A 12,901-nucleotide genomic window follows, 5' to 3' on the forward strand; every position below is an offset into this window, starting at 1 on the left:
GTGCGGCTACAGGCTGGACAGGTCGACCGCGCGGTCGACCTTGGCCCGGTCGAGCACCCGCAGGACGCCTTCCAGCAGGTAGTAGTCGGCGTACGGGAGCGAGATCTCGACGCCGTCCTCGGCCGGGCGGTTGCGGGTGCAGCGCGCGACACTCGCTTCGGCCCGCGTCGACTTCGTCGTCAGGCACGTCCGGGACGTCGCGGCCAGGATCCGCAGCGCGCTGTCGCGGTACTGCGTGCGGTGCGTCTGCTCGGCCAGGTCGAGCAGGCCGCACGCCATGATCACGCCGGCGGAGGCGTCCTTGACGTCGTTCGGCGCCTGCGGGGCGAGGTAGTCCCACACCGGCACGTTGTCCGGCGTGAGCTTGGACAGCGCGTAGTCCGCGAGCCGCCGGGCCGTCGTCAGGAACTCCTTGTCACCCGTGCGCCGGTAGATCGTGGTGAACCCGTAGACACCCCACGCCTGCCCGCGCGACCAGCACGAGGTCGGGCTGTAGCCCTGCACGGTGTTCGGCCCGATCGGCGCGCCGGTGACGGGGTCGAAGTCGAACACGTGCGGCGTCGAGCCGTCCGGGCGCACGAAGTTGTTCTGCGCCGTCTTCGCGTGCGCGATGGCGATGTCGAGGTACTGCCGGTCCCCGGTCTGCTTGCTCGCGAAGGCCAGCAGGTCGAGGTTCATCATCGTGTCCATGATGACGCGGCCGGCGTCCTTGGGATCGGTCAGCGCGCCCCAGGCACGGATGAACTTCCCGGCCGGGTTGTAGCGCTTGATCAGCGACGCCGCGGCCTGAACCGCACCCGCCTTCCACTTCTCGTCGCCGGTGAGCCGCCACGCGGTGACCCACGACGGGTAGAAGAGGAAACCGAGGTCGTGTGTTCCGGTGTCGAACTGGCGCGGCGCGAGTTTGTCCGCGGACGCCAGCGCGAGCGTCTTGAATTGTTCGTCACCGCTGTGCAGGTACGCGAGCCACAACTGACCGGGCCAGAATCCGCCGACCCAGTCGCCATTCTGCGAATAAGCCCATTTCTCGAACTTCGTCCCGGTCGGAAACGCGGTGACCCCGGGGGCCACCGCGCGGAGTTTGGCCACCGCGTAATCGGCCGCTTGGCGGAGCGTCCGGGTGACGGATGCCTGGTCGGAGACATCAAGGGCGGCCGCGTTCGCGGCCGTGGAGGTGCTGGCGCTCACCGCCACCGCGGCACCGGCCGCGGTGGTCAGCAGGGTTCTCCGGGTAACGCTCACAGGTGCCCGCCATTCCGTGTGGGGAAATGCTCCAGGTGCCGGAAGTTTTACACAACGGACACGTGGTTGTACACCCGGCGGATAGTCGTTCACGGTTGTGAATTGATGTCCCGGAGAGCGGAATACATTAGGCCGTTCACGACGGTGGCAGGTGCCAGGGGAACCCGTCCGGATCTGCGAGCGCCCGTGCGGTGAGGGCCTCGTCGTCGTGGCCGTGGACGTCGTCCAGGAACGGGAAGTCGTGCGGGGTCACGGTGAACTTGGCGGCCGGCCGCACCGGCGCCGGGCTGGCGGCCTGCACCGACCGGACCTCGCCGTTCGGAGGCTCCAGCGCGAAGGTGCCGGACGGCAGCAGGTACACCGTGCCGGTCCGCCACGGCCGCCGCGCCAGCGCGGGCGCGCTGATCGAGAAGTGGTACCGCGCGCCGCTGTCCGTGTGCACACACCCGTTGCACATCGAGAGGCGCACGTGCTCGCGGTCGAGGATCGCGTAGAAGATCGGCCAGAGCCCGTCGGCCGCCGCGTACACCGCGTGCTGGGCCCCGAATTCGGTCAGGTCCCGCGGGCTGCGGGGCGTGAACTCGGTGATGCCCGGATTGCCCGAACCGTGCAGCACGTGGTCGCCGCGATCGGCGACGTGGCAGAGGAACTGCCAGATCGGTGCGTCGAGGCGGTACTCGGCGGGGCGGTCCGGACCGTGCGCGAGGGCGCGCTCCAGGACGTCGTCGAACTGGTCGCGCAAGGCCGCCGGCGTCGGCACGCTCGGCCGCGGCAGCCAGTAGTCGAGGTCCACCGTTTCGACCTTAACGGCTGGGGAAAACGGCGAAGGCCCGGCGGGGGAGGCCGGGCCTTCGCGTTATCGCGGGGATGAGGGCAGTCAACCACGCGATGATCAGGGCTCTCTCGAGCCGCGGTGTGCGCTCAGCAGAGCGGGGCGACCGGGCTGTCGGAGCCGGTCTGCAGGTAGGTGTCCGACACGTAGTGGCCGGGGCCGATGCGGTCCCAGATGTTGCTGGTGCCGAACTTGCCGGTGACGGTGTCGCCCGTGACGTAGCACTCGATGGTCACCTTGGCGTAGTTCGCCGCGAGGCCCTTGATCGCCGCCGACGTGCTCGCGCTCGCCCGGACGTTCATCGGGTCGCCCGCCGTGCTGACCACGCCGGTCGGGCCGGAGCCGGTCCACAGGTAGGTGACGTTCACGTAGCCGTTGTCGGACATGCCGAGGCCGTCCCAGAAGACGCCGTCGGCGAGGTCGATGCCGGCCGGGTTCTGCACGGTGCGGCCGGAGTCGTCCTTCTTGCCGTTGTAGCCGTCGAGGTAGGCGGCCTGCGCTTCGGGCTTGCCCTGCGGCAGGTCCTTGAACTCCGAGCGGACCGACGCCGGGTTCCAGTAGTCGTCACGTTCGTTCCACGGACCGATCTCCCACACCGGCGCGTACTCGCACTTGCTGCCGTCGGTGCGGCACACCCGCGCGGTGTAGTTGCCGGTTCCCTTGGGGGACACGGACTTCCCCGACGGGAACGAGACGAAGTGGTCGTGGCTCACGATCTTGTGGCCGTTGGCGGTCGTGCCGCCGACCAGGCCCTCGCGGGTGCCGTAGACCTTGTAGGTCGACGCCGTCGTCGCGGCCAGCGCGTTGACCTGCGGGGCGGAGTCCGCGCTGAGCGCGACGTTCCGGACCGCCGGGCGCACGCCGTCCGTGGTGCTGTGCAGGCTGATCCGCACCTGGACCGAGCCGACGGTCGCCCCCAGCGTCGTGCCCGCGGGTGTCCACTCCGTCCAGTCGTTCACGCCGGTCCGGCCGCGGACGTCGACCTCGACGCTCGTGCCCTTCGGGGTGTCGGCGGTCAGCGCCGCGCTGACGCGGTTGGCCGGGGCGCCCAGCGCGTGCTCCGCGAGGAGCAGGCTGCCTTCACTGCCCGCGAACACCCGCGCGGTTCTGTGCCACGCCGCGTCGGCCAGCGTGAGCGTCCCGCCCGCGCCGGTGACGTTGACGTCGTCGCTGTCCACAGTGGACAAGTCGGCGGTCCAGCTTCCCGTCGCCGCGGCCGTCGCGGCCTGGGCGGGGGCTCCGGCCAGCGCCGTGACCGCACCCGCGGCCAGAACCACCGCGGTCACGCGGCCGGTCTTCCTGATCCGGATCATCGCCGGACTCCCTTCGCACTCGTTCACTCGAACGTGGCGAAGACTGCCGGGGCGCCATACATGATCCGTACAAAACCGCTCAAGCCCGAGCCGCGAACGCCATGAGGGGCACCCTCAGGGACAAACAAGCCCTGAAGGTGCCCCTCATGGCGTTCGCCGGGAGCTCAGGCGGAGACGGTGTGCGGCGGCTCCGAAGACGGCGCGGCCGGCGCGGCGGTGTCCGTGGGACGCGCGGACAGTTCGCGCCAGATCGCCAGCGCGCGTTCCGAATACGTCCGCGACCGCTCCGGCTGCGCCAGCGCCCGGTGCAGCTCGCCGAGCAGCTGGGACACCTCCGCCTCCGAGCGGCGGTCGCCGTTGCGGCGGTGCACCGACAGCGAGTTCACCAGCAGCAGCTGCGCGTGCGCGAAATCGCCGCTGTGCAGGCACAGCTCGCCGAGGTTCTGGTTCGCGTAGCCGACGCAGTGGTCGTCGCCCAGCTCGGTGAAGATCGCGATGGCCTGGTCGACGTGCTCGCGGGCCGCCGCCAGGTCGCCCTGGTGCTGGTGGAGCAGGCCAAGCCGCTTGAACGCGTGGGCCTCGCGGTGCCGGTCGCCGATCGCGGCCGCCAGCTCGAGTGCGTCGGTGAACCAGCGCTTCGCCGCCGCGTAGCAGCCGCGCGACATCCAGACCGCGCCCGCGCTGATCCGGGCCACGGCCTCGCCGTGCGGGTCGTCCGCCTCGGCGAACAGCTTCAGCGCCTCGTGACAGTGGTCGAGCGCGCGGTCGTCCGCACCCTCGATGCGCAGGATCGTGGCGAGCCCGGTCAGCGCGATGCCGACCCCCTGGGCGTCGCCGACCCGCTCGAACAGCGCCCTCGACTCCTCGAACGCGACCCGGGACTCGGCGTATTCGTCCTGGTAGAGCAGGTACTGGCCGAGGTTGCGCTGGACGATCGCCTCGGCGCGCAGCGAGCCGGTGCGCCGGGCCGACGCGAGGGCGATGGTGTGCGTGCTGTGCCAGTCGTCCTGGTGGCCGCGCAGGTCGAAGTACGGCGTCAGCGCGGACGCCAGCTGCCAGGCCAGGTCGTCGAACCCGTGCTCGGCGGCCAGCGAGACCGCCGCGACGCTGGTGTGCCGTTCGGCCGCGAACCACGCCGCGGTCTCGTCCGGCAGGACGTCGGCGGGCAGCTGCGGCCGGGGCAGCTCGTCGTCGCAGTACATGCCGAAGAAGTGGAGCGGCATCCGCCGCGCCGCTTCGAGGGCGAGCGCGAGGTAGCCCTCCAGCACCCGCCGGAGCCCGGCGCGCGTCTTCGCGGCGTCACTCTGCTCCGCGAGCTCCACGGCGTACACGCGCAGCAGGTCGTGCAGCCGGTAGCGCGGCTGCCCGGCGGAGTCGGACCCGACCAGCTCGACGAGGTGGCCGTCGACCAGGACGTCGAGCACGTCGTCGGCTTCCCGGCGGCCCAGCACCGCGGCGACCGCCCACGCCGGGAACTGCACCGGCCCCAGCAGCCCGAGCCCGCGGAACGCCGTCGCCGCCGACATCGGCAGCAGGTCGTAGGACAGGGTCACGCTCGCGCGGACGGCGAGGTCGCCGACGCGCAGCTCGTCGAGGCGCCGGCGCTCGTCGCGCAGCCGGTCGGCCAGCAGCCGCAGCGTCCAGCCCGGCCGGTGGGTGAGCTTCGCGCCGGCCACCCGGATGGCCAGCGGCAGGTGCCCGCACTGGCGCAGGATCGCCGCGGCGCTCTCCGGCTCGGCGGCCACGCGCTCGGCGCCGACGATGCCCTCCAGCAGCCGCGCGCCCTCGGCCTCGGGCAGCAGGTCGACGTCCACCGGCTTCGCCCCGGCGAGCCCGGGCAGCCGGAGGCGGCTGGTCACCAGCACCGCGCACGCTCCGGCGCCGGGCAGCAGCGGGCGCACCTGGGCGGCGCTGCCGGCGTCGTCGAGCACGACGCACATCCGGCGCCCGGCCAGCCGGGAACGCAGCAGCGCGGCGCGTTCGGCCAGCTCGCGCGGCAGGCCGGCGTCCGGGATGCCCAGTGCGTGCAGCAGTTCGGCGAGCACGCCCATCGGCGCCCGCGGCGACGACGACGTGCCGGCCAGGTCGACGTGCAGCTGCCCGCCGGGGAAGTCGTCGCGCACGGCGTGGGCGACGCGGACCGCGACCGCCGACTTGCCGACGCCGGGGGCGCCGGACAGCACGATCACCGCGGGATTGCCCGAGTCCGCCCGCTCCCGCATCAGCGCGACGACCTCGCGGATGACGTCGTCGCGGCCGGTGAAGTCCGGCAGGTCGAGGGGCAGCTGGCAGACCGGGGCGACGTCCGCGGGGCGCGTGGCCGGCCCGCTCTCGGACACCACCAGCGTCGCGCGCAGCTCCCGCAGCCGGGCGCCGGGTTCGGCGCCGAGCTCCTCGCGCAGCACCCGCTCGGCCGATTCGTACGCCTCGACGGCGTCGGCGGTCCGGCCCGCGGCGCGCAGCGCGACGATCAGCTGCGCCCACAGCTCTTCCCGCAGCGGGTGTTCGGTGACCAGGCCGCGCAGCTCGGCGACGGCCTCGCCGCAGCGGCCGAGGTCGATCCGCGCGCGCAACCGCTGTTCCTGCACGGAAAGCCGCAGCTCGGCGAGCCGGGCGACGGTCGCGCCCCAGCTATGGTCGTGGGGGAGTCCTTCGAGGACTTCGCCGCGCCACAGGGCATCGGCGCGGTCGAGCACCTTGAGCGCGCTCTCGGCGTCCCCGCGGTCGAGCGCTTCCTGCGCCTCGCCCGCCGACGCGGTGAACGCGAGGTGGTCCAGTTCGGCGGGCGACGCGGTCAGCAGGTAGCCGGAGGCCCGGCTGCTGATCCGCTCGCCGAGGTCGGGGTCGATCTCGGCGAACCGTCTTCGCAGCGAATGGACGTACGTCCGGATGTTCGCCGCGGCCGAGCGCGGCGCCGAATCCGGCCACAGGACCTCCACCAGCACGTCGGTCGACACGACGACGTTCGGCTGCAGCGCCAGGGCGGCCAGCAGCAGCCGGGGCTTCGGCCCGCCGAGCGGGATCACCCGCCCGGCGGCGGTGACCTCCAGCGGACCGAGGACGCGGATGGTAAGCGAGGTGGCCTCAACCTGCCCGATGAGTTCCCCCATGCCCGGATGTTATTTCTCCACCACCTCGGCCGATAGATCCATTCGGAGTGTCTGTACGCAGGTCCAGGCCTTTGTACGAGACGTGTACGGCCCGAAGTCACGCTGCCGCCATGAAGCGTTTGAACCTCCGGCGTAGCGCCGGGATCGGGGTCGTCCTCGCGGCGGTCGCCACGCTCGCGGTCGGCGGTGCGGTGGAGGCGTCCGCCGCGGCGACCGGCACCGTCAAGACCGCGGGTGACCCGCTGAACGTCCGCCGGGCGCCCACCGCGAGCGCCACGGCCGTCAAGACCGTCGCGAACGGCGCGTCGGTGACCATCGACTGCCAGACCGTCGGCGCGTCCGTGACCGGGACCTACGGCACGAGCACGTTGTGGGACTACGTGCCCGCGCTCGGCGGCTACATCTCGGACACCTACGTCTACACCGGCTCCGACACGCGGATCGCGCCCGACTGCGGCACCGGCACGGGCAGCGGCCAGTGCGCCGACGCCTGCGCCGGCGAGGGCGTGTACCGCTCGTCCGACTCGCACTTCCTGGTCTACGACACCGACGCCGACGGTTACTCCGCGGTCGTCACGTACTGGCTCAAGGGCGGCGCCGGCCCGTTCTACGTCTGGAACTCCGGCGGTGAGGGCACGACGGTCGACAAGGCCGTGACCGTCGCGAAGGGCGGCTGGGTCTTCTACAAGGTCTGCGTCGCGAACTACACCACCGGCAAGCCGGACCTGAAGTCCTGCAGCGACGGCATCACCGACTTCGCGGCCTGAGCGCGTCTTCCCCTCCCGAAAGGACTTCCGACATGAGTCAGGTCAACCGGCGCCGGGTGCTCCTCGGCGGGCTCGCCGCAGTCACCGCCACCGCGGCTTCGGCGGCGCTGCCGTCGTGGGCGAACGCCCGCACCACCGCGGCCGCGCCCGCCGTCCACGATCCGTTCCAGCTCGGGGTCGCCTCCGGCGATCCGCTGCCCGACAGCGTGGTGCTGTGGACGAGACTCGCGCCCGCGCCGCTCAACGCCGACGGCTTCGGCGGTATGCCCGACGCGACGTACGCGGTCGACTGGGAGATCGCGAACGACGCCGCGTTCAGCTCGATCGTGCAGAGCGGCTCGGTAAACGCGGTCCGCGCGTCCGCGCACAGCGTCCACATCGAACCCGTCGGCCTGCAGCCCGCCCGCGAGTACTTCTACCGCTTCAAGACCTCCGGTTACATCTCGCCGGTCGGCCGGACGCGCACCGCGCCCGCCGCCGGCGCCGCCGTCAACCAGCTCAAGTACTGCTTCACCTCCTGCCAGCACTGGGAGGAGGGCTACTACCACGCGTACAAGGGCGTCGTGGCCGACGACCCGGACCTGGTGCTGTTCCTCGGCGACTACATCTACGAGAAGAAGTCGGGCCGCGCCGCGGCGGAGCGCAACCCGCGCAGCCTGGCCGTCCCCGAGGACACGACCACGCTCGCGCTGTACCGCGCCCGCCACGGCCAGCACAAGACCGACGCCGACCTGCAGGCCGCGCACGCGATCGCGCCGTGGATGGTGGTGTTCGACGACCACGAGGTGATGAACAACTGGAACGGCACCACCTCGCCCGCGTCCACGGCCCGCAAGTCCGCCGGCTTCCAGGCCTTCTACGAGCACACCCCGATCCGGTCCACGGCGAAGCCGAACGGCGCGTCGATCCAGCTGTACCGCCAGTTCGTCTGGGGCAACCTCGCCCGCTTCCACATGCTCGACACCCGGCAGTTCCGCAACGCCCAGGTCGCGGACCCGTCCGGCTCGACCGGGCCGGCGTGCACCGACATGCGCAGCACCTCCCGCAGCATCCTCGGCACCGCGCAGGAGGCGTGGCTGCTCAAGCAGTTCGAGTCGCACCCGACGACGTGGGACTTCCTCGGCCAGCAGGTCTTCTTCGCCACGCGCGACGGCGACGGCAACAAGGCCACCTGCGAGAGCCCCGACTCCTGGCAGGGTTACGAGGCTTCACGCGACCGGATCGCCAAGGGCTGGGTCGACCGGAAGGTGGCCAACCCGGTCGTGCTGACCGGCGACGTCCACCGGCACTGGGCCGCCGACCTGCGCCTGGACTACTTCGACCACAGCGACCCGATCATCGGCTCGGAGCTGGTGACGACGTCGGTGACGAGCAACAGCGACACCGCGACCCCGCCCACCGCGGCGTGGCTGGCGAACAACCCGCACGTCAAGTACTGCAAGGGCGAGCGCGGCTACGTCCGCGTCACGACCACGCCCTCGCAGACGCGGGCGGACTTCATGACGACGTCCGACACCAGCGTCTACGACCCCGCGAAGGTCGTCATCAAGAACGACGCCAGCTACGTAGTGCAAGCGGGGACGCCTGGCCTGCGGAAGGTCTGAGGTCCGGCGCTACGCTGAGTGACGTGACCGATGAACTGGGCCTGCGGGAGCGCAAGAAGCTCCGCACGCGGGCGGCGATCTCGACGGCGGCGATCACGCTCTTCCTGGAGCGCGGGTTCGACGCCGTCGGGGTCGCCGAGGTGGCGCGGGTGGCCGAGGTGTCCAAGCGGACCCTCTTCGCCTACTTCCCGACCAAGGAGGACCTGGTGCTGCACCGGTTCGCCGACCACGAGACGGACGCGGCCGACGTCGTCCGCGCGCGCCGTCCCGGGCAGGGTGCGCTGGCGGCGCTGCGGGAGGCGTTCCTCCGGGGCCTCGAAGAGCGCGAACCGGTGACCGGCCTGTGCGACGCCCCCGAGGTCGTCGCGGTGTTCCGGCTGGTCACCGGCACCCCGGCGCTGGTGGCGCGGCTGGCGGAGTTCAGCTCGGCGGGGGAGGCCGCGCTGGCCGCCGCGCTGGCCGAGGCGGGCGTGCCGGCCCCGGACGCCGAGCTGGCGGCGGCGCAGATCGCGGCCGTCCGCCGGCTGCTGGCGACGGCGAACATGGACGCGGTCGCGGCCGGGATCCCGGCCGGAGAGCGCCATCCGGACGCGGTCGCCGCCGCCGATCGGGCGTTCGTCCTGCTGTCGTCCGGCGTAGGGTTCGCCTAGTGCCCGATTCACGCTGTGGACCATGAAAAATGCACGTTTGCCCGGGACGTCGTAAAGGTAGACTGCGAAAATCCTGACAGGACACCGGAGTCGGCAGGCTCTTCGGTGTCCGTCCCGGTCCGCCGCCGCGGAAACCGGAGCACCTGCCACACCGAACCTCGGGGGACCCGCACCCGGCTGGGGGTGGTGCGGGTCCCCCGGGCATGCCTTGTCCAGCAAGAGGGAAAACGCTTTCCGGTGCCGGGCGGCCCGCCCACCCGCCCCCGACGCGGCTGGGCGGGCCGCCCGTCAGTCTTGTCGGCCTTGTCGGCCCTGTGTGTCCTTTGTGGACATCAGGTCCACGGTCAGCGCCGCGGTCCAGCCGAACGACCGGGCGCCGTGGCCGGTGCCGGTGAACGGGTCCGCGTACTCGGCGAAGCCGGTGCCCGTGGCGGTTGCGACGAGGTCGTCGCGCAGCCACGCGGCCAGCGCGTGCTCACCGTGGTGCAGCAGGCCTTGCCGGACCAGCCAGCCGACGTTGAACCACGACGGCCCGCGCCAGTAGCGGCCCGGGTCGAAGTCCGCCGCGGTCAGGTCGTAGCTCGGCACGCCGTGGACCTGGCCGAGCCGGAAGCGCGGCCCGGTGGCGGTGGCCAGCAGGGCGGGCGCGACGGCCAGGTCCGGCAGCACGAGCGGCAGCAGCCCGGCGCAGGTGTACTCGCGGGTGCGCTCGCCGGTGCGGACGTCGCGGGCGAAGAAGAAGCCGGACGCGCTGTCCCACAACGTTTCCTGCAGCGCCTTGGCGACCCGGGCCGCGCTGTCGCGGTGCGTGGCGGCGGCCGCGGGCAGGCCGAGCACGTCGGCGATCTCGGCCAGCGCCAGCTCGGCGTCGGCCAGCAGCGCGTTGAGGCCCGGGTCTTCGACGGTGAAGCCGCCGTCGACGTCGGCCCAGCGCTCGTCGAGGTAACCGCAGTCGCGGTAGGCCGAGGCCAGCCGGACGTACCGGCCGTAGTCCTCGTCGCTCGGGCGGTCGGCGGCGTGGCCGTGCTGCAGGTCGCGGCGGACGAACCCGGCCGGGTCGGCGGGCGTGACGCGCGAAAGCGGGCCGTCCCACGCCGGGCTGTTGTCCATCCCCGATTCCCACGGGTGCACGATCGAGGCGAGCCCGCGCCCGCCCGCGTCGCGGTAGGTCCGCAGGTATCCGTGCCAGGCCTTGAGCTTCGGGTAGAGCGTGGCGAGGAAGGTCTCGGCGCCGGACCCCGCCGGGTCGGCGCGGTGCACGGCCAGCACAGCACGCGCGTGCACCGGCGGCTGGACCAGCCCGGACGTCCGCCCGGCGCGCCAGAACGCGGGGCCGGGGAAGTACGCCTCGGGCGGGGTGTCCGGGTTGAAGAGGATGTGCGGGACGCGGCCGTCGCGCCACTGCGCGGAGAACAGCGTCACCAGCTCACGCCGGGCGCGCTCGGGCGCCAGGTGGCGCAGGCCGAAGGCGATGAAGGCCGAGTCCCAGCTCCACTGGTGCGGGTAGAGCCCGCGGGACGGCACGGTCGACGCGCCGATCCAGTTGTCGGCCAGGACGGCCTCGGCGGACCCCCATGTTACGTCCATGTGTCCAATCTATCTCCTACTTATGTCTTGTCAATGGACAAAAGTACGTCCTGGGATGATGCGGGCCACAGCGAAGGGGGCCCGGGATGACGACGCCGACCAGCGCCGGAGAGCTGTTGCGGCTGGTCCGGACCGGCCAGGCGACCACGCGGAAAGCCCTGCTCACGCGCAGCGGGCTGTCCCGCTCGACGCTGACCGCGCGGCTGGACCTGCTCCAGTCGGCGGGCCTGCTGGCCGAGGGTGGGCAGGAGGACTCCACCGGTGGCCGCCCGGCGCGGAACCTGAGGTTCGACGACCGGCACGCCGTCGTCCTCGCCGCCAGCGTCGACACGATGCACGCCGAGGTCGCGCTCACCGACCTGTCCGGACGGCGGCTCGCGCACCGCGAGGGCCCGCTGCGGGTCGCCGACGGCCCGGAACCCGTGCTCGGCCGGATCGCGAAGTGGTTCGAGGAGATGCTGGCCGAGGCCGACGTCCCGGTCTGCGGCGTGGGGATCTCCGTGCCGGGGCCGGTCGAGCCGGGCCAGGCGCGGGTCACGCAGCCGCCGATCATGCCCGGCTGGGACTGCTACCCGATCGACGAGTACCTCGGTGAGCGCTTCGGCGCCCCGGTGCTGGTCGACAACGACGCCAACCTGATGGCCCTGGGCGAGCACCGCGCGAGGCACCCGGAGTCGCGCGCGCTGGTCGTGGTCAAGGTGTCCACCGGGATCGGCGCCGGCCTGGTCATCGGCGGCGAGGTGTACCGCGGCGTCGACGGCGGGGCCGGCGACATCGGGCACATCCGGCTGCCGGGCTTCCCCGAGGCCCGCTGCATGTGCGGCTCCGTGGGCTGCCTGGCGGCGGTCGCCAGCGGCGGCGCGCTGGCCGCACGCCTGACCGAACAGGGCCTGCCGACGACGTCGGGCTCGGGCGTCCGCGACCGCATCCTGGCGGGCGAGCCGGCGGCGGTCCGGCTGGCCGAGTTCGCCGGCCGCCAGGTGGGGGAGGTGCTCGCGACGCTGGTGTCGGTGGTCAACCCGGGAGTCCTGGTGATCGCGGGAGACCTGGCCGAGCCGCATTTCGTCGCGGGGGTCCGCGAGGTGCTGTACCGGCGAGCGTTGCCGCGGGCGACGCAGAGCCTGAAGGTGGAGATCGGCGGCACGGGGCTCGCGGTGGCCGGCGCGGTGGCGATGGTGGTGGAGTCGGTGTTTTCCCCGGTGGAAGTGGATCGTCGGCTGGCGGCGCAGGTCTGACGCCTGGTCGGCCGCGCGTTTGGTGGCCGGGTCCGCGAGGTGCTGTACCGCCGGGCGTTGCCGCGCGCGACGCAGAGCCTGAAGGTGGAGATCGGCGGCACGGGGCTCGCGGTGGCCGGTGCGGTGGCGATGGTGGTGGAGTCGGTGTTTTCCCCGGTGGAAGTGGATCGTCGGCTGGCGGCGCAGGTCTGACGCCTGGTCGCCCGCGCGTTTGGTGGCCGGGGTCCGCGAGGTGCTGTACCGCCGCGCGCGACCCAACCCGGCGACAGGCGTCCTGGTGATCGCGGCGACCTGGCCGAGCCGCATTACGTGGCCGTGGTCCGCGAGGTGCTGTACCGTCGCGCCCTGCCGCGCGCGACCCAACCCGGCGACGGCCTAAGTGCCGTCACGGCCGGACTGTCCGGAGTGGACGGAGCGACCGACTTTCGTAGGTGGCGAACGCCCCACCGGCGTGGTCCGTAATACGGCCACGAACCGGACTTACCGCGCATCCGGGATCAATCCTCGCGTATTTCGCAAGACAAATCGGATTTCCGTACCACGGCCCTGACCCCGTGAATT

At 72.3% G+C, this 12,901-nt stretch carries 10 protein-coding genes; 5 read left to right on the forward strand and 5 right to left on the reverse strand.

Annotated features, from left to right (window positions below; translation table 11 throughout):
- Window positions 1-6: 6 nt before the first annotated feature.
- From ACIOD2_RS22970 to ACIOD2_RS22985, 4 genes are all read right to left on the reverse strand, one after another.
- Window positions 7-1,242, reverse strand: a complete 1,236-nt coding sequence (locus ACIOD2_RS22970) for a glucuronyl hydrolase (RefSeq protein ID WP_400541331.1) — start codon at window positions 1,240-1,242, stop codon at window positions 7-9.
- 136 nt (window positions 1,243-1,378) lie between these two features.
- A complete protein-coding gene (locus ACIOD2_RS22975) occupies window positions 1,379-2,035 on the reverse strand; it encodes a hypothetical protein (protein WP_400541334.1) in 657 nt (218 codons plus the stop codon).
- A 128-nt stretch (window positions 2,036-2,163) separates the two neighbouring features.
- A complete protein-coding gene (locus ACIOD2_RS22980) occupies window positions 2,164-3,387 on the reverse strand; it encodes a hypothetical protein (protein WP_400541337.1) in 1,224 nt (407 codons plus the stop codon).
- A 164-nt stretch (window positions 3,388-3,551) separates the two neighbouring features.
- Window positions 3,552-6,497, reverse strand: coding sequence for a BTAD domain-containing putative transcriptional regulator (locus ACIOD2_RS22985; RefSeq protein WP_400541340.1), 2,946 nt, complete (start codon window positions 6,495-6,497; stop codon window positions 3,552-3,554).
- 110 nt (window positions 6,498-6,607) lie between these two features.
- On the opposite strand from ACIOD2_RS22985, the gene ACIOD2_RS22990 reads away from it, so the two are divergent.
- Genes ACIOD2_RS22990 through ACIOD2_RS23000 form a run of 3 tightly spaced genes read left to right on the forward strand, consistent with a single transcriptional unit; the run spans window position 6,608 to window position 9,518 of the window.
- Window positions 6,608-7,264: a hypothetical protein gene (locus ACIOD2_RS22990; RefSeq protein WP_400541343.1), complete on the forward strand. Its 657-nt coding sequence runs from the start codon at window positions 6,608-6,610 to the stop codon at window positions 7,262-7,264.
- 32 nt (window positions 7,265-7,296) lie between these two features.
- Window positions 7,297-8,868: an alkaline phosphatase D family protein gene (locus tag ACIOD2_RS22995; protein ID WP_400541346.1), complete on the forward strand. Its 1,572-nt coding sequence runs from the start codon at window positions 7,297-7,299 to the stop codon at window positions 8,866-8,868.
- A 23-nt stretch (window positions 8,869-8,891) separates the two neighbouring features.
- Complete coding sequence (locus ACIOD2_RS23000; protein ID WP_400541349.1) at window positions 8,892-9,518, forward strand: TetR family transcriptional regulator; 627 nt, start codon at window positions 8,892-8,894, stop codon at window positions 9,516-9,518.
- A gap of 288 nt (window positions 9,519-9,806) precedes the next feature.
- On the opposite strand, the gene ACIOD2_RS23005 is transcribed toward ACIOD2_RS23000, so the two are convergent.
- A complete protein-coding gene (locus ACIOD2_RS23005) occupies window positions 9,807-11,105 on the reverse strand; it encodes an MGH1-like glycoside hydrolase domain-containing protein (protein WP_400541352.1) in 1,299 nt (432 codons plus the stop codon).
- An 86-nt stretch (window positions 11,106-11,191) separates the two neighbouring features.
- On the opposite strand from ACIOD2_RS23005, the gene ACIOD2_RS23010 reads away from it, so the two are divergent.
- On the forward strand, window positions 11,192-12,340 hold the full coding sequence (locus ACIOD2_RS23010) for an ROK family protein (RefSeq protein ID WP_400541355.1): 1,149 nt from the start codon (window positions 11,192-11,194) through the stop codon (window positions 12,338-12,340).
- A 39-nt stretch (window positions 12,341-12,379) separates the two neighbouring features.
- A complete protein-coding gene (locus ACIOD2_RS23015) occupies window positions 12,380-12,532 on the forward strand; it encodes a hypothetical protein (protein ID WP_400541358.1) in 153 nt (50 codons plus the stop codon).
- Window positions 12,533-12,901: the final 369 nt, after the last annotated feature.

Source organism: Amycolatopsis sp. NPDC088138, assembly GCF_044741685.1.
Taxonomy (GTDB): domain Bacteria; phylum Actinomycetota; class Actinomycetes; order Mycobacteriales; family Pseudonocardiaceae; genus Amycolatopsis.

What these genes read in the sequence shown, in the direction of transcription:
- ACIOD2_RS22990 (WP_400541343.1), top strand. Translation starts at nt 6,608, where the DNA reads ATGAAGCGTTTGAACCTCCGGCGTAGCGCCGGGATCGGGGTCGTCCTC.
- ACIOD2_RS22995 (WP_400541346.1), top strand. Translation starts at nt 7,297, where the DNA reads ATGAGTCAGGTCAACCGGCGCCGGGTGCTCCTCGGCGGGCTCGCCGCA.
- ACIOD2_RS23005 (WP_400541352.1), bottom strand. Translation starts at nt 11,105, where the DNA reads ATGGACGTAACATGGGGGTCCGCCGAGGCCGTCCTGGCCGACAACTGG.
- ACIOD2_RS22985 (WP_400541340.1), bottom strand. Translation starts at nt 6,497, where the DNA reads ATGGGGGAACTCATCGGGCAGGTTGAGGCCACCTCGCTTACCATCCGC.
- ACIOD2_RS23010 (WP_400541355.1), top strand. Translation starts at nt 11,192, where the DNA reads ATGACGACGCCGACCAGCGCCGGAGAGCTGTTGCGGCTGGTCCGGACC.
- ACIOD2_RS22980 (WP_400541337.1), bottom strand. Translation starts at nt 3,387, where the DNA reads ATGATCCGGATCAGGAAGACCGGCCGCGTGACCGCGGTGGTTCTGGCC.